Here is a 15,193-nt window from a genome sequence, read left to right on the forward strand (position 1 = left end):
TCGGTGGTTGCTGCCGTGCCCCGGCCGGGGTGTGCGGCTCACGCGGGAGGGGGTGGGCGGGGTGGCGCAGACGAGCATGCCGCCGGGTCAAGGTGCGGCCCGCACCCCCGCACACGCGGGCACTGAGGCCCGGCGGCATGTCCGCGAGGGGGTGGCCGTAGGCCATACCGGCTCTGCCGGTAACCTGGAGTCCCTCGGGGGTCGCCAGGGGGAGGTGATGTGGAATCGCCTCCCCCTACGACCCCCGACGGCGGAACAAGGGTCGCCAAACCCCAGCACCGCAACACACCCCTCCCGCCAGAAACGAAGGAAAACCGCCTGTCGCCAGGGAATGAGCGCTTTAGCGCGGCCTCAACTCGAGGTGGTAGCGTGAAGGCAGCATGAGGCGCTGGGCCGACCTTTCCTTGCAGCGCAAGCTCGAGCTGCTGATCGTGGCGTTCATGATCCCGGTGCTGGGAATGGTGGTGGTGCTGCTGACTACGGGCCTGCAGCTCAACCAGACCCTCAACGAGCGCTACCGGGTCCGGCAGTTCGACACCTACCTCGACCAGCTCGAGATCGCCGTGCTCAACATCGAGACCGGGCAGCGCGGCTACCAGCTCAGCGGCAACCCCGGCTTCCTCGAGCCCTACAACAAGGGGCTGCGCGACACCCAGACCGCGCTGGCGGGGCTGCGGGAAATGGGGCTGTTCCCCGGCGAGGTCAAGCTGCTCGAGGAGACGGTCTACTCCTTCATCGAGGAATGGGCCAAGCCCTCCGTCGCCAAGGTCGAGCTCGGCCAGACCCTCACCCCCGAGGAGCAGAACGCCCTGCTGCGCGACGGCAAGGTGCTCTTCGACTCCCTGCGCATCCGCTTCGACGGCCTCCAGCGCGCCACCGAGCTGCAGTTCAACCTCATCCGCGAGCGCAGCAACCGCGCCACCCAGACCCTCACCGCCCTGCCCTGGCTGCTGCTGCTGCTGGTGATCGTGGCCGCGCTGGGCCTGCGGCTGGGCCTCAGCCGCACCGTCGTCGAACGCCTGGGCCGGCTCCAGCGGGCCACCGAGCGGATCGCCGAGGGCGACTACGGCGTGCGGGTGGCGGTGCAAAGCCGCGACGAGGTGGGGCAACTCGCCACCGCCTTCAACCTCATGGCCGCCTCCCTCGAGCGCACCACCCACAGCCTCGAGGCCGCCCGCACCCGCTCCGAGCTGCTCGCCGCGCTCACCGACGCCCTGCAGAGCGCCACCTCCTCGCAGGAGGTCGCCCGAATCGCCATCCAGGGCCTCAACCAGCTCCTGGGAGCGAGCTACATGTTCGTCAACGAGCTGGTGGGCGACACGCTGGTGTTCACCGGCTGGTACGGCGAGCTGCCGCCGGAGATGGGGCCGGTGCTCGAGACGGGCGTGCCGCTGGCGGCCTCTCCTGAGGCGACCGAGGTGATCCGCAGCGGGCGGCCCCTCTACGACCACCGCTTCTACACCGGCGAACGCCAGCCGCCCGGCCAGCCCGAGCTCGGGCTCGCCATCGAGCCCATCCGCAGCCCGGGCGGTAAGGTCACGGGGATCATCTCCGCCATCCGCCCCAGCGCGCTGGGCGAGTGGACCGCCGAGGAGCGCGAGCTCATCGCCCGCTCGGTGGCGGCGGTGGGCATCGCCTTGGAGCGCTCGAAGAACCAGGCCGAGCTGCGCGAGCGCACCGCCGAGCTCGAGCGCTCCAACCGCGAGCTCGAGCAGTTCGCCTACGTCGCCTCCCACGACCTGCAGGAGCCTTTGCGCATGGTCAGCAGCTACACCCAGCTCCTCGCCCGGCGCTACCGCGGCCAGCTCGACGAGAAGGCCGACCAGTACATCGATTTCGCCGTCGACGGGGCCAACCGCATGCAGAAGCTGATCCAGGATTTGCTAAGCTACTCTAGAGTCGGCACCAAGGGCCGCGAGCCCCAGCCCACCAACGCGGGGGAGGTCATGCAGGAGGTGCTCAGGGACCTCGAGGTGGCCCTGCGGGAGAGCGGGGCCCGGCTCGAAGTCGGCGAGCTGCCCCGCCTGCAGGCCGACCGCAGCCAACTGGCCCAGGTCTTCCAGAACCTCCTCGTCAACGCCCTCAAGTTCCGCCGGCCCGGGGTCACGCCCTACATCCGCGTCTGCGCCCAGCCCGAGGGGGCGATGTGGAAATTCAGCGTCAGCGACAACGGGATCGGGGTCGAGCCACAGTACCATGAAAGGATTTTCGTTATCTTTCAGCGTTTGCACAGCAAGGAAGAGTATCCTGGCACGGGTATCGGCCTTGCCATCTGCAAGAAGATCGTGGAGCGGCACGGCGGGCGGATGTGGCTGGAGAGTTCCCCTGAGACAGGCAGCACCTTCTACTTCACCTGGCCTGCGGCAGAGGAAAGAGCATGATCGTGAAGAGTGCTATGATCGAGATCCTGTTAGTTGAAGACAACCCCGGCGACGTCGAGCTGACCCGCGAAGCGCTGGCGGAGGCCAAGGTTCGCAACCGGCTGCACGTGGTGGGCGACGGCGTGGAAGCCCTCAACTTCCTGCGCGGCAAGGGCGCCTACGCCCAGGCCCCCCGCCCCGACATCATCCTCCTCGACCTCAACCTGCCCAAGAAGGGCGGCCTCGAGGTGCTCACCGAGCTCAAGAGCGACCCGGCCCTCAAGGAGATCCCCGTGGTCATCCTCACCACCTCGCAGGCCGAGGAGGACATCGTGCGGAGCTACCAGCAGTACGCCAACTGCTACATCTCCAAGCCCGTAGACTTCGAGGCGTTCATGCAGGTGGTGCGCTCGCTCGAGGACTTCTGGCTGGCGATCGTGCGGCTGCCGCCCAAGGCCACGGCGTAAAATTCGGTAGGGGAACCGCGTGTCGAGGCTCAGGGTACTGCTGGTCGAGGACAACCCGGGCGACGCCTTCTTGGTGCAGGAATTGCTCGAGGAAGCCGCACCGGACGCCTTCGCGCTCGAGCACCTCACCCACCTCGCCCCGGCGCTCGAGCGCCTCCAGCACGAGCACGACCCCTGGGACGTGGTGCTGCTCGACCTCTCGCTCCCCGACGCGCAGGGCCTCGACACCGTGCACCGCATGCGGGCCGCCGCGCCGGTGCTGCCGCTGGTGGTGATGAGCGGCCTGGGCGACCAGGGGGTGGCCCTGGCGGCGGTGAAGGAGGGGGCGCAGGACTACCTGGTCAAGGGCCAGGTGGACGGCCAGGGCCTCGCCAAGGCCCTGCGCTACGCCGTCGAGCGCGCCCGCACCCAGCAACTGCTCACCGAGCAGAACCGCCTGCTGCACGCCGCCCGCAAGCGCTCGGAGCTGTTGGCGGCCCTCAGCGACGCCCTGCACGCCGCCCGCACCCCCGAGCAGGTCGCCCAGACCGCGGCCTCCCACGTCGGGCCGCTGCTCAAGGCCGACTACATGGCGCTGGTGCAGCAGGACGGGGACACGCTGGTGCTCATCCACGTCTGGGGCCGCCTGCCCGAGCCCTTCGCCCGCACCGCCGAGGGCGGCATCCCCCGCTCGGTGCCCAGCGTGATGTGGCAGGTCATCGACCGCGGCACGGCGCTGTACACCGAAGACTACCTCTCCCTGCCCCAGCACCTCGACCTTGACCTCCCCGCCTACGGCGTGGCGCTCGAGCCGGTGCGGGGCTCGGACGGCAAGGTGCGCGCGGTGCTCTCGGCGGGGCGGCCCAAGCTGCACGGGCCCTGGCTCGAGACCGAGCGGGAGCTGATGGCGCGCGCCGCCGCGACGCTGGGGCTGGCGCTGGAGCGTGCGGAGATGATGGCGCGGCTGGAGGCCAGCAACCGGGCGCTGGAGTCGCGGCTGGCGCTGGCGCTGGAGTCGGCGGGCATGGTGGCGTGGGAGTGGGACCTGCGCCATCGCCAGGTGATGTTCTCCGACACCGCCGAGCAGGTGCTGGGCGGCCAGGCCGTGCAGACTTTGCTGGGCGAGCGCTACCGCGAGGTGGTGCACCCCGAGGACCAGGCCGACTTCGACGCGCGCCTGCGTGCCGCCCTCGAGCACGGCGACGAGTACCGGGCCACCTTCCGGGTCTGGCACAGCGAGCGCAACGACTACCTGTGGGTCGAGCACCGCGGCCGGGTCTCCCGCGACGCCCGCGGCCGCCCGCTGATCCTCAGCGGCATCGCCCACGACATCACCCCCTACCGCCTGGCCGAGGCCGCCCTGCGCGAGAGCGAGGCCCGGCTGCGCCAGATCAACGAGTCCCAGAAGCGCTTCGTCAGCGACGCCGCCCACGAGCTGCGCGCCCCCCTCACCGCCATCCTGGGCAATCTCGAGCTCATGGAGCGCTTCCCCCAGATGCCCCCCGCCGAGCGCGAGGAGGCGTTGCGGGAGATGCGCCAGGAGGCCCGGTGCATGCACCGCCTGGTCAGCGACCTGCTGACGCTGGCCCGCGGCGACGGGGGCGTCACCGTGCGCAACGACCCCCTCCCCCTGGGCGACGTGCTGCTCACCGCCTTCGAGGAGGCCCGCCACCTGGCCCGCGGCCACGACCTGCGGCTGGGGCCCCTGGCGCAAGCACAGGTGCTGGGCGACAGCGACTACCTCAAGCAGCTCGCCCTCATCCTGCTCGACAACGCCCTCAAGTACACCCCCCCCGACGGCTGGGTGGAGCTCGAGCTCAGCGTGCGCGACGACAAGGCCGAGTTCCGCGTGCGCGACAACGGCCCCGGCATCCCCACCGCCGACCTCCCCCGCGTCTTCGAGCGCTTCTTCCGTGCCGACGCCTCCCGTAGCCAAGACCCCGGCGGCAGCGGCTTGGGCCTGGCGATCGCCAAGTGGATCGTAGAGATCCACAAGGGCAACATCTGGCTCGAGAGCGAACTGGGCCACGGCACCACGGCGGTGGTGCAATTACCGCTGGCGAAGGTCTCACAGGCGAGCGCGCGGTAGGGGGCGATAGCCGATAGCCCATAGCCGATAGCTGAATGCTGCAAGGCATGGGGAAGCGATGGGCAGTCAGCTTTCAGCCCTCAGCCGTCAGCCGTCAGCAAAACCGGGTCGTGGCTCGTGGTGAAAGGAAGCCCTCCCCGCGCGCGGGGAGGGGTATCCCCCCCGGCCCCCCTTGCTAAGGGGGGTAAAGAAAAGGCGTCTTGCATCTCGCATCTCGCGTTCGGCGTTGGGCGTTCGACGTTAGGCGTATTGCGTACGACGTAGGACGTACGACCCGCACCCGGCGCCCGGCGTTCGGCTATCGGCTATGGGCTATCCGCTATCAGCGTCCGGCCTTCATCCCCCATCTACCGCCCATCAACCGCCTCCGCCATCTCGGGATTGGTCAGCCGCGCCAGGCGGCGGCGGCCGAAGTCCCACATCTTGAGCACGAAGGCCCAGGCGGGGTGGGTCCACTCGCCCATCACGGTGCCCTCGCGGAGGGCGGCGAGCAGGTCCTGGGGGGTCTGGACGGCTCGAGCGGGGGTCTGGACCCAGGCGGCGCCGATGGAGACGAGGGTGTGGGCGTCGGAGCCGGCGCTGACGGGGAGGCCGCGCTCCTTAGCCCACTGGGCGGCGCGGCGGTTCCAGGTCGGGCGGGAGATGTGGGCGTTGAAGCTCTCGACGATGTCGATCTGGTCGGCCACGCGCTGCAGGGCCAGGGGGTGCAGGCGGTGGCGCTTGAGGGGGTCGAAGCCATGGGGCAGCAGCACCAGCCCGCCCTGGGCCTTGATGCGCTCGACGGTCTCCTCGGGGCTGAGGCCGGCGGGGATCTTCTCGTGCAGGAACAGCCCGATGATCTCGCCCTCGCGGGTCGAGACCTCCTCGCCCACGATCACGGTGAGGGGGGTGCCCTGGGCCAGCTCGCGCAGCTTCAAGGCGCCCCAGATCTCGTTGTGGTCGGTGATGGCCTGCACGTGGATGCCCTTGGCTATGGCGCGCTCGAGCAGCGCCTTGAGCGGGGTGCGGCAGTCGGCCGAGGCCTCGCTGTGGCAGTGCAGGTCCATGCGTATGGTGCCGCTGGGCACCTGCGCGGCCGAGGCCGGGGCGGGGGTGGCCCCGCTCTCCAGCACCTCCTTCGGGCTGGGCTTGGCCTGCGGGGGCTGCTCGACCGGGGGGGTCTTCTTGGGGTCGTGCTCTTCAGTGGGCATCTTCCCTCCTACCGTGCTCTTCCCTCGCGTCACGTCCGGTCTCGAGCGCTCTAGGCGGGCTGGGCCACCGCGCTGGGCACCCACACCTCCAGCGCCCCCGGCTTGAGCTCGAGCTTGACCCGCTCGCGCCCGCCGTCGGGCGGGGAGCGCAGCTCGGCGTCGAGGTGGAAGGGGCAGCCCTCCCACTCCAGCGTCAGGGTGCGGCAACGCTCGACGGTGACGTTGGGCAGCTCGTCGAGCTTCTCCTGCAGCAGGCCGCGCAGGTAGGCGCCGAAGCCGACGCCCTGCTCGGGGTTGATGAGCACCACGTCCAGCCAGCCGTCGCCGGGGTCGGCGTCGGGGGCCAGCCGCACGCGCGGGCCCATGGCGGGGGTGTTCATGGCCTCCACCAGCAGGAAGGGCCCCTCGAGGGTGGTGCCGTCGAGCTGCACGCGCACCTCGCAGGGCTGGTAGGAGGCCAGGGTCTGGATGGTGGCGGTGAGGGCCCGCAGGGGGCTCTTGCCGGCCTCGGGGTCGTAGGTGGACATGGTGGCGGCGAAGAGCCCCACCCCGGCGGCCTCGAGGCAGAAGTCGCGCCCCCAGCTCCCGCTGATCTCCACCAGGTCGAAGCGGCGGCGCTCAGGCTGGGCCAGCCCCTCCACGACCTCGCGCGGGTTGCCGCGCACGCCCAGCGCCGCGGCGATGTTGTTGGCCGTGCCCAGGGGCACCACCGCCATCGGGACGCCCCGCTCGGCCAGGTGGCTCGCGACCGCGCGGATGGTGCCGTCGCCCCCGGCCACCACGACCAGGTCGCCGGGGTCCTCGAGGGCTTCGGGCAGGTCCTCGACCGACTCGGTGGGCCGGTGCTGGGCGTTGAAGCCGGCCAGGATCAGGGCGGCCTCGAGGTCGCTGCTGGAGAGGCTGCCGGCGCCCCCGGCGGCCGGGTTGTGGATCAGGGTGACCCGCATGGTGGGTTCTCGCTCGGCACTAACGCCACAGAAAGAGGGGCTCCCGTCGCGGTGCAGCACCGGTGTGCTTCGCGGGGGAGCCCCGGCTCAAGGAGTCTTCAGAGCACCCGTACGGCGCGCAGGATGAAGATCAGGATGATCGCGCCCAGCACCCCCCACAAAATGCCCAGCAGCGAGAGCGAGCCGGCCGCCGCCGCGCCCCCGATGCCCAGCACGTCCGCGAAGATCCAGCGGCCCAGCGCGGAGCCGATCATGCCGATGAGGATGTTGGCGATGGCGCCCTGCCGCGCGTCCGTCCCCATGACCAGGCTGGCCAGCCAACCGATCAGGGCCCCTACCAGAATCGCGATAATCCAATCCATACCCTTTCCTCCTTGGCTCCAGGCTCCTGTCGGGGCCTGGTGATGTCTCGAAATTAGAGAAGCTGTCTTAGCTCACACTGTGGCTCCTCTGAGGCAGGGCTGAGGGGGTATGGGCTACAAATTGGGGGGCTTGTCGGTGTAGAACATGAATCATGCAGCGGATTCTGGTGATCGATGATGACCCCAGCGTGCGGAACTTCCTCAAGCGGGGCCTGTCCTACGAGGGCTACGCCGTAGACCTGGCCGAGTCGGGGGAGGCTGGGCTCAACCAGGCCCGCGACCGCTACCCCGACCTGGTGATCCTCGACTGGATGATGCCGGGCATGGACGGCGTGGAGGTGCTGCGCCGCCTGCGCGCCGCCGACGAGAAGCTGCCGGTGATCATGCTCACCGCTAAGGACGCGCCCGAGGACCAGATCAAAGGCCTCGACACCGGCGCCGACGACTACGTGACCAAGCCCATCAGCTTCGACGTCCTCGTCGCCCGCATCCGCAGCCTGCTGCGCCGCCACCAGGCCGAAGCGCCCACCGTGCTGCGCTTCGCCGACCTCGAGATGAACACCGAGGCCTTCACCGTGCGCCGTGGCGAGCGCAACATCTCCCTCACCAGCCTCGAGTTCCGCCTGCTGCAGACCTTCCTGGAGAACCCCGAGCGCGTGATGTCGAAGGAGCTGATCCTCGACAAGGTCTGGGGCACCGACTTCTTCGGCGACGTCAACGTGGTGGAGGTCTACGTCAAGCAGATCCGGCAGAAGCTCGAGGCGGGCGGCGAGCCGCGGCTGATCCAGACGATCCGCGGGGCGGGGTACGTGTTGCGGGAGAATCCTTAGGGGTCGATAGTCGATAGCCGGTAGCTGATAGCCGGGCGCGCAGCGCGGGTCGTGCGTCGTACGTCCTACGCCGTACGCAAAACGCGAACCGCTTTGACCCTCGACCCTAGGCCCTCGACCCTCCCCTTCAGCGAGGACTAAGGCCCGGTTCAAGATCTGCTAAGCACCCCCTCTCATTTTTGGGGGTATGTGTTTGTTTGGGATTTACTGCGCTCTGCTCTCCCCGATGGGGTTGGTGTTGAGCCTGTTGCCTAAACTCGAGCTCGACATTTCCCCGGCATTCGGCAAACCCCGGCCCGCCCTCGAGGCCCCAGCGCCTGCTCCTGCGCCCAAGCCGAAGCCCAGGCCCAGGAAGCCGGCTTTTTCGGTGCGGGTCACGTACTACCAGGCCCTCCCCTCCCAGACCGACGGCAACCCCAACGTCGCCGCCTGCGGGCCCAACCTCGAGCCCTGGGTCCAGGTCGCGCTCTCGCGCGACCTCTTCTTCCGGGAGGACGGGCGGCGGCGCTGCGGGCAGAGGGTGCGGCTGGTCTTCGAGAACGGGCGCGAGCTGCTGGGCGTCGTCAACGACACCATGAACCGGCGCTACCGAAAGCGGGTGGACGTGCTGGTGGCCGTGCACGAGCCCGCGCGGCGCTACGGCGTCGCCGAAGCCCGCCTGATCCTGGAGTAGCCGGTGGACCTGCGCTCGGGGCAGGCCTTCTGGCCGATCCAGAACGGCCTGCTGCGGGTCTACCCGCCCCTCGCGCGCGACGAGCGCTGCGAGGTGGCGGTGATCGGCGGGGGGATCACGGGGGCGCTGGTGGCCTATCACCTGGTGCAGGCCGGCCTCGAGACCGTGGTGCTCGACCGGCGCGACGTCGGCATGGGCAGCACCGCCGCCTCCACCGCCGTGCTGCAGTACGAGATCGACACCCACCTCACCGACCTCGTGGGGCTGGTGGGGGAGGAGCACGCGGTGCGCGCCTACCGGCTGTGCCTCGAGGCCGTGGACAAGCTCGCGGCCCTGGTGGGCACGCTCGACGACCCCTGCTCCCTCCAGCGCCGCCCCAGCCTGTACCTGGCCTCGAGCCCGCGCCACGTCGCCGCGCTGCGCGAGGAGGCCGAGGCCCGCCGCCGCATCGGCATCGCGGTGGGGTTCCTGGGGCGCGGGGAGCTGGCCGAACGCTACGGCATCCGCGCCCCCGGCGCCCTGCGCTCCCAGACCGCCGCCGAGGCCGACGCCTACCGGCTCACCCACCGGCTGCTCGAGGCCGCCCAGGGCCGGGGGCTGCGGGTCTACGACCGCACCGAGGTGACGGGCTGGAGCTACCCCGGTTCCGGGGTGCGGCTGGCGACCGACCGGGGCTACGGCGTGAGCGCCCGGGCCATGGTCTTCGCCAGCGGCTACGAGACCCAGGCCTACCTGCGGCAGCGGCTGGCGGTGCTGCGCAACACCTACGCCTTCGTCAGCGAGCCGCTCGAGCCCGGCGCGCTGTGGCCCGAGCGCTGCCTCGTCTGGGAGACGGCGCGGCCCTACCTCTACGTGCGCACCACCCCCGACCACCGCGTCATCGTGGGCGGGGCCGACGACCCCTACCGCACCCTGCCCCTGCGCGAGCGGCGCATCCCCCGCAAGGAGCGGCGGCTGCTGCGGCGCTTCGGCGAGCTGTTCCCCGGCGTCGCGCTCGAGCCCGCCTTCGCCTGGGCCGGGACCTTCGGCGAGACCAAGGACGGCCTGGCCTACATCGGCGAGAGCCCCGAGATCCCCCGCGCCTACTTCGCGCTGGGCTACGGCGGCAACGGCATCACCTACAGCCTCGTCGCCGCCGAGATCCTGCGCGACCTGCTCCTGGGGCACGATAACCCCGACCGCCACGTCTTCCGCTTCGACCGCTGAGCGGGTTCATGGGAAACGCTGCGGGTTTCTCAGCCGCCTCTCAGGTTTGGCTCCGAAAGGCTTCAGTAGCCGCCCCGATACTGCGCCTAGCCGAGGTGAATCGATGGTTCTGGAAGCGGTCAAACCCCATTACCAAGCGCTCGAAACGATCAAGCCGAATTTTCAGGAAGCCATTCAGGCCGCACTCGATTGCCTCAACGTGTGCGAGAGCTGTGCCAGCACCTGCCTGCAGGACGATGAGGCCAGTGTCCTGACCCGATGCATCCACCTGAGCTGGGAGTGCGCCGCCGTGTGCGACGGCATGACCAAGTCGCTGCTCGGCAGCTCGAAGTACGCGCAGGACTGGGTGCTGCTGTGCATCGAGGTCTGCGAAGACTGCGCCGCCGAGTGCGAGCGCCACGACCACCCCTGCTGCCGCGCCTGTGCGGAGGCCTGCCGGGCCTGCGCCAGGGTTTGCAGCGAATTGCTCCTAACCCTCGCCTGAACCCTCGGTTTCACCTCGGCCCTCCCAAACCGGGAGGGCCGCTCGTGCGACGCTCAGGCAATGACAGCCCGCCGTGGTTGTTTCCGCGTCATCTGGCCTGCCCTTCCGCGAGACGGCCTGTAAGGCGGGCCGGGCGCCAGGCTTCGGCCCACTCGCCGTGGCCGCAGCGGTCGCAGGGGAGGAGGGGCTCACCCTCAAGGAAGCGCACGACGTGCCCGCAGCGCGAGCAGGCGTAGGGCCCCGTCCGGGACGCGGGGCCGCCGGCGGGGTGACGGGCCGGCTGTTCGGGGTCGTCGTCGGGCCAGACGGGCAGGCCCGGCAGGGCCTCGCGGGGCGCGAAGGCGAACACGCTGACCTTGCCGGAGGGCTCGAGGTAGGCCCGCCGCACCTGCCCGAGGTGCTCGACGCCCTGCTCGCGCAGCGCCTCGAAGAGCTCGGCGTGCGAGAGGCCCTCCCGGTGCAGGTTCCGCAGGTCGAGGCGCCCGTCGCGCACCAGGGCGGCGGGGGCGCTCTCCACGAAGCGCTCGAGCCGCTCGTTGCGCTCGGTGAGGCGCACCAGCCCGCGCTGCAGCAGCACCACCCCCGTGACCACCACCATCGCGTGCAGCAAGGGCACGTCGGGGTAGAACATGGGGTCGCCCACCGCCGAGCCCAGCGCCACGATCAGCACGAACTCGAAGGGGGTGAGCTGGCTCATGCCGCGCTTGCCCATCCAGCGCAGCAGCAACAGGGTGTAGAGGAAGATGACCGCGGTACGGAAGAGGATCTCGAGCGCGTAGAGCAGGGGCTTGTCGCCCAGGAAGATCCGCTCGAGGTCGAAGACCCGGATGGCCTCGTCCATGGCGCGAAGGGCGGCTACTCGTCCTTGCGCACGCGCTTGCCCCGGTTCTCGGCCCACTCCTTGGCCCGGTCGGTGGCGATGGCGATGGCTCTGCCCTCGTCGTAGCCCTCCTCCAGCAGCGCGTTGGCGATCTCGATGGCCTTGTTCCGCACGGTGGCGGTGAAGTTCTTGAGCGATTCGGGGTAGTTCTCACGGGTCCAGGGCATGGTTCTTCCTCCTAGCCTCAAGCCGAGGCGGGCATGGGGGCGGGGGTGCTCTCGGCGGGGCTCGAGCCGGCCCCGTCCTTGAGCCAGTGGGCCTGCAGGTGGGCGATCGCCATCTCCTTGGCCTTGGCCTCCACCTCGATCCACGGCACCTGGCGGTAGCAGCCGGGCACCACGGTCACGAGGTCGTGGTGGGCCCCGTCGTGCAGCGCGTCGCGGCCGTTGGAGATGCGCACGATCTGCCACTCGGCCCTGGGCCAGGTGTCGCGCGCCAGGCGCACGAACTCGGCGACGCTGGGGTGGTCGAAGCTGTCCAGGCGCTCCTTGACCACGTGGTGGTGGGCGTCGAAGACCATGGGCACCCCCGCCTGCTGGCAGGCCTCGAGGACGTCGGCGGCGCCGTAAAAGCGCTCGTCGTTCTCCAGGCACAGCCGGTTGTAGACCGGGGTGGGCAGTTGCCGCACCACCTCGGCCAGCGCCCTGCCCCGGCCGCCTTTGCCCCCGTGGATGGTGATGGCCGCCCAGGGCGAGCGGGGCAAGCCCAGCCAGTCGAGGATCTGGGCCTCGTGCTCGAGCTCGGCGATGCTGCGCTCGACGACCAGGGGCGACTCGGAACTGAGCACCACGAAGGGTTCGGGGTGGGCCACCAGCCGGATGCCCAGCCGCTCGGCCGTCTGGCCCACCTTCGCCAGCTCGGGCTTGAGCCCCTCGAGCACCATCTCCCCCACCCCGTCGCACAGGTCGCTGAGGGGGAAGAGGTCGGGGGGGAGGCGGTAGAGCCGGATGCCCCACTTGGCGCAGAACTCCAGCGCCCGCAGCAGGGTGCGCAGGTTGACCTGGTACAGCTCCTCCAGCACGTAACCCTTGAGCTCGTCGGGGAGCAGGCGGTAGCGGGAGAGCTGGTAGGTGTGGTAGCGCACCGCCTTGCTGTGGGTGATGCAGACCAATCCGAGGTTGGGTCCACCGGGCGTAGCTTTCATACCGTCCTCTCGTGCTGCGTGACGTGCTGGTGCTTCAGCCGCAGATAGTCGGGGTCTTCCACGACCTTGAGGTAATAGCTCTGGAAGATGGCTGCCGACTGGGCCTTGACGGGGTCGGGCTCGAGCGGCAGTTCGGGCCCCTTGGGGTTGGCCTCCCCGCTCGCCGCCTTGGCGTACTTGCGCCCCGAGCGGTGACGGGCGTAGCGCAGGGCCCGGGTGTAGCCCATCTGCAGGAACTTGCGGGCCATGTCCATGCCCACGAAGTCGCCCTGGCGCTTGTACTCGAGGTAGCAGGCGTAGAGCTTCTCCGCCGACTCCTGGGCTACCTCGGGGGTGCGGAAGCGCCAGTGCGGCAGCAGCTCGCTCTTGTAGGGCTCGGCCAGCAGCACCCCCTGCTCCCCCTTGCCCACCCGGTAGCGCTCGGGGTGGGCGCGGAAGTCGGTGTCGCGGTAGTGGCGGGCGTAGTCCTTGGCCGCCACGGCTAACCCCCCGAGGAGAGCGCCGCGTCGTCGGGGGCCAGGGGCGGGGTCGGGCGGTCGCCCTCGAGGTGGGCCTGGAAGTCCTGCAGCACGACCTTGAGGTTCTTGCTGTGCTCGACGAAGACCTGGGCCCACCAGTCGGCGAGCTTCTGCGCCAGGCCCGAGCCGGTGTCGGCCTGGGCCTCGACGAACAGCGTGAGGCGGGTACCGCCCTCGGCCCGCTCGAGGCTGGCCCAGCCCTTGACGTCGGCGTTGTGCTCGAGCTCCTTCACCGTTTCGAAGGCGACGAGGCGGCGCGGCTCCCAGCGCGTCGCGCGCAGCACGAAACTGAGGTCGACGTCCTGCGCCCCGCGGTAGACGAAGCGCCAGCCGGGCCCTTCGCGCAGCGCGGCCCGGACCGAGCTCGACCACTCGGGCCAGCGCTCGAAGCGCACGAACTCCTCCCACACCTCCTGCAGCGGGGCGTGGATGACGACGGTGGCTTCACCGCGCAGCTCCATCGGCCTCCCTCCCCATCCCCCGCCCCGACGACCGGAAGGCGGAGGTTTTTCCGATTTCCTCCAGAATATCCCTCGACAGCATGATTTATACGATAAGGAAGGGCTCTGACTTGGCCCTGACGTCTTCCTGAGGCCCGGCTGAGGCAGGCCAGGAGCCCAAAGGAACCAGCCCCTCGAGCCGTTTCCGCCGCTTCGGGAGGGGCCGGCAACGGCAAAGACCCCGGCGTAACTCCTGGCTTCAGTCTGTACTCAGCAAAACCCCGCATACTGCTGCAAATACCGGCCGGCCCCCACCGGCCGCCCCAGGAGCCCTGCCGTGTCTGCCATATCCCGCATCAAACGCATCATCGTTACCCTGAGCGGCCCCAACCTCAAGGCCGCCCAGCTCGAGCGCCTGCGCGCGGAGCTCGAGGCCCTCCCCGGGGTCATCGGCGCGTTCATCAGCGCCCAGACCGAGATGGCCCACGTGGTCTTCGACTCCGAGCGCATCAAGTGGGCGCAGATCCAGAAGCGCCTGGAGGAAGCCGGGCTGGAGGTGGGGACGCTGGGGCTGGGCGGGGAGCACCTCGACCACCTGCGGGCGCGGGGGGCCTGAGCCCGGCGAAACAGCGTCCGGGCGGGGGAGGAACGTCCCCGCCCCGGCACCGGGCCGGCCGGCGGGGCCGTTAGGATGGACCGGATGCTCCTCACCGCCCCCCTGCTCGAGGTCCCCCACGGCTTCACCACCCGCGAAGGCGGGGTTTCCCAGGGGCCCTACGCCAGCCTCAACCTCTCCGCCTCCACCGGCGACGCGGCCGAGGCCGTGCTGGAGAACCAGCGCCGGGTGCTGCGGCGCTTCGGCGACCCCTCGGTCGCCGCCCTCGACCAGGTGCACGGCAGCACGGTGCACGCGGTCGAGGGCCCGGGCGTGTGGACCGGCGACGGCCTGCTGACCGGCGTGCCCGGCCTCCTGCTGCGCGTGGGCGTGGCCGACTGCTACGCGGTGCTGCTCCACGACCCGGTGCGGCGGGTGGTCGGGGCCTTGCACGCCGGCTGGCGCGGCACCGTGGCGGGCATCCTGCCGGCGGCGCTCGAGCAGATGCAAGCCCGCTACGGCAGCCGCCCCCACGACGTGCGGGTGGCGCTGGGCCCGGGGGCCGGCCCCGGCTTCCAGGTAGGCCCCGAGGTGGCCGAACAATTCGCCCGGGCGGGCCTCGAGGCCTTCCGCCCCGACCCCCACGCCCCAGGCCGCTTCTGCCTCGACCTCGTCGCCGCCCTGCGCCAACAGGCCCTGCACGCGGGCATCCTCCCCGAACACTTCTGGGCCCTCGGCGCCGACACCCTCCACGACGAGCGCTTCTTCTCCCACCGCCGCGACCACGGCCGCACCGGCCGCATGTGGGGAGTGATCCAACTGCCCGGCTGAGGGGAAAGAGCGGAACAGGGTCGCGGCTTGGGGTAGATAGCGATAAGCCGTCAGCAGAAGGCCTGTGGCCTGTGGTAAGCCCCACCCCGTCCCTCCCCGCCCGCGGGGAGGGGGTATCCCCCCCTGCCCCCCTTGCTAAGGAGGGGCAAGGAGCGTTTGGCGTTTGGCGTTCGGCTATCGACCATCGACTATCGACAT

The 15,193-nt window shown here is 70.3% G+C and carries 17 protein-coding genes; 9 read left to right on the forward strand and 8 right to left on the reverse strand.

Going from position 1 to position 15,193, the window contains the following annotated elements; genetic code table 11:
- The first annotated feature begins 380 nt into the window (after positions 1–380).
- Genes MEICH_RS26765 through MEICH_RS26770 form a run of 3 tightly spaced genes read left to right on the forward strand, consistent with a single transcriptional unit; the run spans position 381 to position 4,895 of the window.
- Positions 381–2,381 (forward strand): ATP-binding protein, encoded by a 2,001-nt coding sequence (locus tag MEICH_RS26765; protein WP_051303840.1) that lies wholly within the window; start codon positions 381–383, stop codon positions 2,379–2,381.
- Positions 2,382–2,395: 14 nt separating this feature from the next.
- Positions 2,396–2,827, forward strand: a complete 432-nt coding sequence (locus tag MEICH_RS0102250; protein WP_218022880.1) for a response regulator — start codon at positions 2,396–2,398, stop codon at positions 2,825–2,827.
- A gap of 19 nt (positions 2,828–2,846) precedes the next feature.
- Complete coding sequence (locus tag MEICH_RS26770; protein WP_051303841.1) at positions 2,847–4,895, forward strand: ATP-binding protein; 2,049 nt, start codon at positions 2,847–2,849, stop codon at positions 4,893–4,895.
- A 347-nt stretch (positions 4,896–5,242) separates the two neighbouring features.
- Here the strand turns inward: MEICH_RS26770 and MEICH_RS23180 are convergent, their stop codons facing one another.
- The 3 genes from MEICH_RS23180 to MEICH_RS0102270 all read right to left on the reverse strand — a co-directional run bounded on the left by MEICH_RS23180 (position 5,243) and on the right by MEICH_RS0102270 (position 7,394).
- Positions 5,243–6,085: a PHP-associated domain-containing protein gene (locus MEICH_RS23180; protein ID WP_084542142.1), complete on the reverse strand. Its 843-nt coding sequence runs from the start codon at positions 6,083–6,085 to the stop codon at positions 5,243–5,245.
- A gap of 50 nt (positions 6,086–6,135) precedes the next feature.
- Positions 6,136–7,032 carry a diacylglycerol/lipid kinase family protein gene (locus MEICH_RS0102265; RefSeq protein ID WP_036218183.1) on the reverse strand — a complete coding sequence of 299 codons (897 nt, stop codon included), beginning with the start codon at positions 7,030–7,032 and terminating at the stop codon, positions 6,136–6,138.
- Positions 7,033–7,130: 98 nt separating this feature from the next.
- Positions 7,131–7,394: a GlsB/YeaQ/YmgE family stress response membrane protein gene (locus tag MEICH_RS0102270; protein ID WP_027891272.1), complete on the reverse strand. Its 264-nt coding sequence runs from the start codon at positions 7,392–7,394 to the stop codon at positions 7,131–7,133.
- A 152-nt stretch (positions 7,395–7,546) separates the two neighbouring features.
- On the opposite strand from MEICH_RS0102270, the gene MEICH_RS0102275 reads away from it, so the two are divergent.
- From MEICH_RS0102275 to MEICH_RS0102290, 4 genes are all read left to right on the forward strand, one after another.
- A complete protein-coding gene (locus MEICH_RS0102275; protein ID WP_036218185.1) occupies positions 7,547–8,224 on the forward strand; it encodes a response regulator transcription factor in 678 nt (225 codons plus the stop codon).
- 226 nt (positions 8,225–8,450) lie between these two features.
- The gene (locus tag MEICH_RS23185; protein ID WP_157202572.1) at positions 8,451–8,897 is read left to right on the forward strand and encodes an RlpA-like double-psi beta-barrel domain-containing protein; all 447 of its coding nucleotides are present in this window, start codon (positions 8,451–8,453) and stop codon (positions 8,895–8,897) included.
- A gap of 3 nt (positions 8,898–8,900) precedes the next feature.
- Positions 8,901–10,103, forward strand: a complete 1,203-nt coding sequence (locus MEICH_RS0102285; RefSeq protein WP_027891274.1) for an NAD(P)/FAD-dependent oxidoreductase — start codon at positions 8,901–8,903, stop codon at positions 10,101–10,103.
- A gap of 103 nt (positions 10,104–10,206) precedes the next feature.
- Positions 10,207–10,587 carry a four-helix bundle copper-binding protein gene (locus MEICH_RS0102290; RefSeq protein WP_051303843.1) on the forward strand — a complete coding sequence of 127 codons (381 nt, stop codon included), beginning with the start codon at positions 10,207–10,209 and terminating at the stop codon, positions 10,585–10,587.
- Between the two features lie 88 nt (positions 10,588–10,675).
- On the opposite strand, the gene MEICH_RS23190 is transcribed toward MEICH_RS0102290, so the two are convergent.
- The 5 genes from MEICH_RS23190 to MEICH_RS0102315 are packed head-to-tail and all read right to left on the reverse strand — an operon-like array spanning position 10,676 to position 13,590.
- Complete coding sequence (locus MEICH_RS23190; RefSeq protein ID WP_036218188.1) at positions 10,676–11,428, reverse strand: DUF421 domain-containing protein; 753 nt, start codon at positions 11,426–11,428, stop codon at positions 10,676–10,678.
- Between the two features lie 14 nt (positions 11,429–11,442).
- Positions 11,443–11,634 carry a DUF2188 domain-containing protein gene (locus tag MEICH_RS0102300; RefSeq protein WP_027891276.1) on the reverse strand — a complete coding sequence of 64 codons (192 nt, stop codon included), beginning with the start codon at positions 11,632–11,634 and terminating at the stop codon, positions 11,443–11,445.
- Positions 11,635–11,651: 17 nt separating this feature from the next.
- Positions 11,652–12,611, reverse strand: a complete 960-nt coding sequence (locus tag MEICH_RS23195; RefSeq protein WP_051303844.1) for an apurinic/apyrimidinic endonuclease family protein — start codon at positions 12,609–12,611, stop codon at positions 11,652–11,654.
- Positions 12,608–13,090 carry a DUF4385 domain-containing protein gene (locus MEICH_RS0102310; RefSeq protein ID WP_027891277.1) on the reverse strand — a complete coding sequence of 161 codons (483 nt, stop codon included), beginning with the start codon at positions 13,088–13,090 and terminating at the stop codon, positions 12,608–12,610. The genes MEICH_RS23195 and MEICH_RS0102310 overlap by 4 nt, the downstream gene beginning before the upstream one ends.
- Before the next feature lie 2 nt (positions 13,091–13,092).
- Positions 13,093–13,590 (reverse strand): SRPBCC family protein, encoded by a 498-nt coding sequence (locus tag MEICH_RS0102315; RefSeq protein WP_027891278.1) that lies wholly within the window; start codon positions 13,588–13,590, stop codon positions 13,093–13,095.
- A gap of 316 nt (positions 13,591–13,906) precedes the next feature.
- On the opposite strand from MEICH_RS0102315, the gene MEICH_RS0102320 reads away from it, so the two are divergent.
- Positions 13,907–14,185: a heavy-metal-associated domain-containing protein gene (locus MEICH_RS0102320; RefSeq protein WP_027891279.1), complete on the forward strand. Its 279-nt coding sequence runs from the start codon at positions 13,907–13,909 to the stop codon at positions 14,183–14,185.
- An 84-nt stretch (positions 14,186–14,269) separates the two neighbouring features.
- Positions 14,270–14,995: a peptidoglycan editing factor PgeF gene (pgeF, locus tag MEICH_RS0102325; RefSeq protein WP_027891280.1), complete on the forward strand. Its 726-nt coding sequence runs from the start codon at positions 14,270–14,272 to the stop codon at positions 14,993–14,995.
- Positions 14,996–15,193: the final 198 nt, after the last annotated feature.

The sequence above is a fragment of the Calidithermus chliarophilus DSM 9957 genome, assembly GCF_000430045.1.
Taxonomy (GTDB): Bacteria; Deinococcota; Deinococci; order Deinococcales; family Thermaceae; genus Calidithermus; species Calidithermus chliarophilus.